3 protein-coding genes and 1 pseudogene are annotated in these 1,488 nt (G+C 35.3%); all 4 read right to left on the bottom strand.

Annotation, left to right across the window (positions count from 1 at the left end; translation table 11 throughout):
- Positions 1-297: Uma2 family endonuclease (locus PX482_RS25480; RefSeq protein ID WP_288026760.1), on the bottom strand; the 297-nt coding region annotated here is incomplete at its 3' end.
- A 1-nt stretch (position 298) separates the two neighbouring features.
- Positions 299-649 carry a CU044_2847 family protein gene (locus PX482_RS25475; RefSeq protein WP_002762880.1) on the bottom strand — a complete coding sequence of 117 codons (351 nt, stop codon included), beginning with the start codon at positions 647-649 and terminating at the stop codon, positions 299-301.
- A gap of 211 nt (positions 650-860) precedes the next feature.
- Positions 861-1,044: pseudogene (locus PX482_RS25470) on the bottom strand (hypothetical protein).
- A 12-nt stretch (positions 1,045-1,056) separates the two neighbouring features.
- On the bottom strand, positions 1,057-1,488 hold a 432-nt coding region (locus tag PX482_RS25465), incomplete at its 5' end, for a Uma2 family endonuclease (RefSeq protein WP_288123195.1).

The raw sequence follows: 1,488 nt of genomic DNA, 5'->3' as shown, positions 1-1,488 counted from the left end.
TGTGCCTTTTCCTTCATATAATGGTTTGTCTTTAATCACCATGACATCAGGATAAGTATAAAAGCGATATCTTGGCATCCATAACCGTACATCACTCATAAAAGCCCAATAATCTTGATTGTTAATCTTAGTCGGAAAATTCCTACAGAAATTTAAAGCAATCAGATTATGATTAGTAGTTGCTCCTACCATTGGAGTAATTTCTCCATCTAGATATTCATTTTTGTATTCTGCTATTTCTTCTAGCTGACAATATTCTTCAGGCGTGTAATAGCGTTTTTCGATTTGAACTTGCATACTAACCTCCCTTATCTTGGTTAAATTGCCATTCAATAGCAACTTTAATATTAGCTTGTGCTGAACCTTTTGTCACCAAAGGAATCCCCGTTTCGCCCCCAACTTGTAACCCAAATTCTAAAGTAACCTTACTGGGTGGATTGGCTTGGGAAACTCCCTGTTTTATCGAAGTTAATAACAATTGTGCATATTCATTAACAATATTAGTAACTCCTGCTTGAAAATTTTTTGTTCTTTCTTCTATATCCTCGAAAAATCCTACTGCTTGCAATTGCTCCCTATCACCTTCTTCGTACTGCATATAAATTTTTGCGCCATCGGAGGCTTGTATTTCTGTGATTTTTATTGACATTTTATCCTCACCTTAATTTTTGCATAAATGTTAATCGTAACCGTTCAGGAGGTGGTTGTCAAGTAGCCATTAGTATTGATTCTATGGGAGGACTCTCCTGGGGTAGCATAAATGTAGAGGGAGAAGTATTACCTCTCCAGGCGCAAATCGCCGAGCGTCATCAATTCCCATATCAGGTTACAAGGTAGCAAGCCCTAGCTTGAAAAATTCGCTAAGATATATGGTTCTTCGTTACTTGGTATTTCAATGGGGTTGCATAGATCAACTAAATCCTTATCTGGCAAGAGATTTAATTAATTAGTTCGCTCTAGATCAGAAACAATTGACAAAAATCACCAAATGTTTTTCTCTATAAGGGTTTCATCTCTTATAATCCTGTCCGTTGCATAAGACAAACCAAAGAACCATTATTCTTCACTTAAATTAAAATCAATGCGTTGATAAATATCCAGCAATGACATTTGAAAATCCACAGAATGAAACCTTAAAGCATCTTTGTCTGATTCAGAGGCTTTAAACAACCACTCCCCATTATTTTGTTGATAAAACTGCTCAACATAATAACGGTATTGATCAATCAAAATATATTCTTTAAACTCAGGAATTGAGCGATAAAACTTAAACTTATCAGTACGGTCATAATCTCTAGTTGATTTCGATAAACCCTCGACAATGATTAACGCATTAGTTACAGTGTTTGTGCCTTTTCCTTCATATAATGGTTTGTCTTTAATCACCATGACATCAGGATAAGTATAAAAGCGATATCTTGGCATCCATAACCGTACATCACTCATAAAAGCCCAATAATCTTGATTGTTAATCTTAGTCGGAAAATT

The sequence above is a fragment of the Microcystis sp. M53602_WE12 genome (assembly GCF_030065455.1).
GTDB classification, from domain to species: domain Bacteria; phylum Cyanobacteriota; class Cyanobacteriia; order Cyanobacteriales; family Microcystaceae; genus Microcystis; species Microcystis aeruginosa.
Note: the sequence above shows the minus strand (reverse complement) of the source record. Positions and strands in the feature narration are given on the sequence as shown.